This window comes from Xanthobacter sp. BG11Y11_SDJG (genome assembly GCF_057364445.1).
The window spans coordinates 1-5,503 of record NZ_JBNFNU010000292.1 but is presented as its reverse complement, the minus strand read 5'-3'; the positions used below and the strand labels follow the sequence as shown (position 1 = coordinate 5,503).

The window sequence follows — 5,503 nt, the reverse complement described above, 5'->3', positions numbered from 1 at the left end:
GACCTTTTCGCCGGCCGCGGCGGCTCTCGCCGAGGCGGTGCGCGCGGCCTTCCGCGCCCGCTTGTGAGGCGAGCGCGCCCCGCCCTGTCCCGGACCATCTCCGCCGGCGGCACTGCGCAACAAGATGAGATCACCCCTTTTACTTCACCGGGGGCATAGGATATGAATTCCGCGAAATCGAGTCCCGCACGGCGCTAGAACTTCAGAAATCTTCATGCTCATTCCGCGTCAGAACTGCAGAGCTTCAGCATGACGGTGGCGCTTATCGTGACATTTCTACGGTCAAGCAGACGCTTGATCTGCCCAATGTATCGAGGCACGCATGGAGCCTAGCGAGCGGTTTCCTCAATTGTGGCTTTATTCACGACTTGACCGCGTCCCTTTCCCCAAGAGCTATGTCGGAAAGCTCCTGGCGATCTGCTTCCTTGGAACGCATGTTCCGTTGATCGGCTTCATTATTTTTGCCCTTTCGGAGCTCGACTGGTCGGAGACGGAGACGCGGGCCGCCTTCTTCGTGGTCCTCGGGTCGACGCTGCTCGGCACCGCCTTCGCCCTGCTGGCGATCCATGCGATGATGGCGCCGGTGTCGGTCGCCCGGGTTGCGCTCAGCGAATACCGGCGGCGTGGCCAACTCCCGCAGCTGCCTACCCATTTCCAGGACACCGCGGGGATCTTGCTGCGCGAGGTGGACGAGACGCTGAACCGTCTCGATGCGGCCTTGTCGGATCTCGCGTCGAAGGCCCACACTGACCCGCTGACCCGGATCGCCAATCGCCGCGCCCTCATGGACCAGGGCAAGCACCTATTGCGCGAAGCGGAGCGCACCGGCAGCGGCCTCACGCTCGCCATCGTCGATTTGGACGGATTCAAACGCGTGAATGACCAGCACGGCCATTTGGTCGGCGACAATGTTCTGGCCAGCGCGGCGAAGATCATGAAGACCGCGATCGGCGAGCGAGGCTTTGTCGGCCGGCTGGGAGGCGACGAGTTCTGCATCCTCCTGCCGGGACGCGACCTCGCCTTCAACAGGCGCGTTTGGGACCAGATCCGCCACGATATTGCCGGCATCGCCGTCGCCCCGCTGCGCGCCGGCGACATCACCGCAAGCATCGGCGTTGCCGAGGCCGTCCGCGGTGGCAATGAAGGGCTGTCGGACCTGCTGTCGAAAGCGGATACGCAGCTTTATGCGGCGAAGGCCGCGGGCCGCAACACCGTGGCCCTGGAGCACGATACGCCCCCCTCCGCCGGGCCCGGCAGCGCATAGGTGCCGGGCGGCGCGGCTGCAGCGGGGTCACCTCGGCTTTGCCCGCAGCACCAAGCATCCTTATCCGCGGGCGCATTGATGGGGCGAGCGTGCCAGTCTAGTGATCGCGGGCGGACAACAAGACCCGCGAACCAGGAAATGCCCGAGCCGGACATGCTTGAAACCCCGACGCCCGCCGCCGCCATGACCGACCGGGACATCCTCGTCGCCCTGTTCGAGACCGCGCTCGCCGCCGCGCTGCCCGAGGGCAAGTTCGCCGGCCGGCTGCCCGAGCCGCCGAAAGGGCGCACCATCGTCATCGGCGCCGGCAAGGCCTCGGCCCGCATGGCGCGCGCCTTCGAAGCGGAATGGGGCCGGCCCTGTGAAGGGCTCATCGTCACCCGCTACGGCCATGGCTGCGAAACGCGGCACATCGAGATCGTGGAGGCCGCCCATCCGGTGCCGGATCAGGCCGGGCTCGACGCGGCTCGGCGCATCCTCGAACTCGCCCGCTCGGCGGGACCCGACGACCTCGTGGTGTGCCTGATGTCGGGCGGCGCCTCGGCGCTTCTCACCTTGCCGGCGGAGGGGCTGACGCTGGAGGACAAGCAGGCGCTCAACCGGGCGCTGCTGAAGTCCGGCGCGCCCATCGGCGTCATGAACAAGGTGAGGAAGTCCGTCTCCGCCATCAAGGGCGGGCGGCTTGCCGCCGCCATCGCCCCGGCGCGCGCCGTCACCTATCTCATCTCCGACGTGCCGGGCGACGATCCAGGCGCCATCGGCTCCGGCCCCACCATCCCGGAGGCCTCCGATCCGGAGACGGTGCTCGGTTTGCTGAAGGCCTGGAAGGTGGACATCGACCCGAAGATGGAGGCGGTGATCCGCGCCAACCAGGTGGCGGGCGAAGCCATCCCCGGCCAGGAGATGCACATGATCGCCACGCCGCTCATGGCCCTTGAGGCGGCGGCCGCCAAGGCATGCGATCTGGGCCTCGCGCCGCTGATCCTGGCGACGCCATCGAAGGCGAGGCGCGGGAGGCGGGCATCGTCTTCGCCGGCATCGCCGCCTCCGCGGCACGCCATGGCCTGCCGGCGGCGGCGCCCTGCGTGCTGCTTTCGGGCGGCGAGACCACCGTCACCGTGCGCGGCAAGGGCCGCGGCGGGCGCTCGGTGGAATTCCTGCTCTCCCTCGCCGTGGCGCTGAAGGGCGCCGCCGGCGTGTCCGCCATCTCCTGCGACACCGACGGGGTGGACGGCACCGAGGACAATGCGGGGGCCTGGTTCGATGCCGCGCTTCTGGCTGAGGCCGAGGCCAGAGGCCTCGATGCCGAGGCCTTCCTCGCCAACAATGACGGCTACAGCTTCTTCAGCGCCCTCGACCGCCTGGTGACGACGGGGCCGACGCTCACCAACGTCAACGACTTCCGCGCCATCCTGGTGCGGTGAGCGGCGCGGACACTAGCGCTTGTCCTTCGTCTGCCCGATCATGCCGTCGAGCTTGCGGTTGATCTGGCCGAGCTGGAAGGCGATGTATTCCAGCGCGTTGGCGATGCGCACGTCGGGGGCGGGCGCCGCGCCTGCGGTCTGGTTCGGATCGTAGTCGCGCTCCATGCGCTGGCGCGCGCGCTCGTTGATGATCGCCTTCTCGGTCATGGGTCGCTCCGTTGGTTCCCGGCGCATGCCGTCCCGGTCCAACGCCCGAAGGCGGCCGGGCGATCCACCGCCGGTCGGGCCGGCCGTCAGATCCGCACATGCTCGGCCAGGAAGTCCACGAATGCACGGACGCGCGCCGAAAGCGGCCCGGCGCCGCCCACATAGACCGCGTGCACCTCGGACAGGTCGCCGGGATTGAGATCTTCCAGCACCGGCACAAGGAGACCCTGCGCCACCTCGGCGCGGACCTGGAATTCCGACACCCGCACGAGGCCGAGCCCGGAAAGCGCCAGCGCCTTGATCGCCTCGCCGTCGCTGACCAGCGCATTGCCGTCCGGCGGCACGGTGACGATGCCGCCGGCGCCGTCCCGGAACGGCCAGCCCTCGACCATGCGCGTGAAGCAGAAGCGCAGCCGGTTGTGCCGCTCCAGGTCCTGCGGGCTGCGCGGCAGGCCGTGGCGGGCGATATAGGCCGGAGCCGCCACGACGATGTTGCGGCTCTCGCCGAGCTTCCGCGCCACGAGACCCGAGTCGCGCATGGGGCCGACGCGGATGGCGACGTCGGCGCGCTCCTCCATCAGGTCGACCACCGTGTCGGTGAGCGCCACGTCGACGCTCATTCCGGATGGCGTTCGAGAAAGACGGGCAGGAGCGGCAGCAGATAGGCCATGCCGAAATGCACCGAGGTGTTGACCCTGAGCCGCCCGCGCGGTGCGCGCCGGCCGCGGCCTCCTGCTCGGCGGCGGCGATCTCGTCGAGGATGCGGACGCGCGGGCGTAGAAGGCGGCGCCTTCGGGCGTGAGCTGGAGCCGGCGGGTGGAGCGGTTCAGAAGCCGCACCCCGAGCCGCCGCTCCAGCCGCGCCACCAGCTTCGAGACGGCCGAGGGCGTCAGGCGCGAGCGGCGTGCGGCGGCGGAGAAGCCGCCCTGCTCCACCACGCGCACGAACACCTCCATTTCGCCCGAGCGGTTGATGTCCTGGCTCATGGAGCGCCGTCCATTCCTGATCTCAATTCATGAATGCTGTGATGATCGGCATGCTAGTTCACGGTCCTGGCAGGGTCCATGCTGCACCGCACATTCTTCCCACCCCGGACCTGAACCACCATGCCCGTCGCTCTCTACGCGCTCGCCGCCGGCGCCTTCGGCATCGGCGTCACCGAATTCGTCATCATGGGCCTGCTGCTGGAAGTGGGCGCCGACCTCGGCGTCTCCATCTCCTCGGCCGGCCTGCTCATCTCGGGCTACGCGCTCGGCGTGGTGGTGGGGGCGCCGCTGCTCACCGGCCTCACGGCGCGCTGGCCGCGCAAGAGCGTGCTCATCGGCCTCATGGTGGTGTTCACGCTCGGCAACCTCGCCTGCGCCCTGGCGCCGAGCTATGGCTGGCTGATGGCGGCGCGGGTGCTCACCTCGTTCGCCCACGCCACCTTCTTCGGCGTCGGCTCGGTGGTGGCCACCGGCCTCGTGCCGGCCAACAGGAAGGCGTCCGCCATCGCCATCATGTTCACCGGCCTCACGGTGGCGAACATTCTCGGCGTGCCGTTCGGCACCTGGCTCGGGCAGATGGCGGGCTGGCGCGCCACCTTCTGGGCCGTGACCGCCATCGGCGTCGCGGCGGTGGCGGTGATCGCACTGCTGGTGCCGCAGGACCGGCAGGCGCCGGAGGCGAGCCGGCTGGCCGACGACCTGAAGGTCCTGCGCCGCCCGGCGCTGCTGCTCGGCCTCGCCACCACGGTGCTGAGCTGGGTCGGCGTGTTCGCCGCCTTCACCTATATCGCGCCGCTGCTGACCCGCCTTACGGGCTTCGCCGACGGCGCGGTCTCGCCGATCCTCCTGGTGTTCGGCGCCGGCTTAGTGGTGGGCAACCTCGCCGGCGGGCGGCTCGCCGACAAATGGCTGGTCCCGACCGTCTTCGGCTCGCTCGCGCTGCTCTCGCTGGTGCTGTTCGCCATGACGGCGGGCATCCGCCACCCGGTGAGCGCGGTGCTCTTCGTCGGCGTGCTCGGCGCCGCCGCCTTCGCCACCGTGGCGCCGCTGCAGATGTGGGTGCTGGACAAGGCGAAGGGCGCGGGGCAGTCGCTCGCCTCGTCCTTCAACATCGCCGCCTTCAACCTCGGCAATGCTCTGGGGGCGGCGCTGGGCGGCCTCGTCATCGACCACGGTCCGGGCCTGTGGGCGCTGACCCTGGTGGCGGGCGTCGTGCCGCTCGCCGCCATCCTGACCGCCTATGGCGCGGTGCGCGTGGAGGCGGCGCGCCCGGCCGCGCCGGTGCCGGCGGGAGAATAGGATGGCGCCGGGCGTTCACTCCGCCCCACCCGTGTCCCGGCCGATGGCATGCCCCCGCACCGCGCTCCCTGGACAGAACCGGGTCACTGCGCCGGGGAAACCCGCGCCGCCGTCATGGGCGGGTTTTCGCGCTGGTCCGTGGCCCGGCGCGCGGGGCGCCCGGGCCAGGGTGCGGGGTCCGGTCAGGACTGCGAGGCCCCGCTGTCGCCGTCGCCGCCTTCGGGCTTCTTCATGATCTGGTCGAGCTTGGCCTGCATCTCCGCCATCTGACGGCGAATGGCTTCAAATTCGTCCGGGCGAGGCTCCGGGGCCGGCGCCGGGCT

At 69.9% G+C, this 5,503-nt stretch carries 3 protein-coding genes and 2 pseudogenes; 3 read left to right on the top strand and 2 right to left on the bottom strand.

The genetic code is table 11. The annotated features are described in order from the left end of the window. The first annotated feature begins 322 nt into the window (after positions 1 to 322). Both AC2W7M_RS18925 and AC2W7M_RS18920 read left to right on the top strand, forming a co-directional pair. Positions 323 to 1,264, top strand: a complete 942-nt coding sequence (locus AC2W7M_RS18925) for a GGDEF domain-containing protein (protein ID WP_486134041.1) — start codon at positions 323 to 325, stop codon at positions 1,262 to 1,264. A 183-nt stretch (positions 1,265 to 1,447) separates the two neighbouring features. Further along, positions 1,448 to 2,688 (top strand): annotated as a pseudogene (locus tag AC2W7M_RS18920) (glycerate kinase type-2 family protein). Positions 2,689 to 2,700: 12 nt separating this feature from the next. Here the strand turns inward: AC2W7M_RS18920 and AC2W7M_RS18915 are convergent. Beyond that, positions 2,701 to 2,895: a hypothetical protein gene (locus tag AC2W7M_RS18915; protein WP_486134039.1), complete on the bottom strand. Its 195-nt coding sequence runs from the start codon at positions 2,893 to 2,895 to the stop codon at positions 2,701 to 2,703. Positions 2,896 to 2,981: 86 nt separating this feature from the next. Beyond that, a pseudogene (locus tag AC2W7M_RS18910) lies at positions 2,982 to 3,881 on the bottom strand (LysR family transcriptional regulator). A gap of 120 nt (positions 3,882 to 4,001) precedes the next feature. On the opposite strand from AC2W7M_RS18910, the gene AC2W7M_RS18905 reads away from it, so the two are divergent. Beyond that, positions 4,002 to 5,180 (top strand): MFS transporter, encoded by a 1,179-nt coding sequence (locus AC2W7M_RS18905; RefSeq protein WP_486134038.1) that lies wholly within the window; start codon positions 4,002 to 4,004, stop codon positions 5,178 to 5,180. The last annotated feature ends 323 nt before the right edge of the window (positions 5,181 to 5,503 follow it).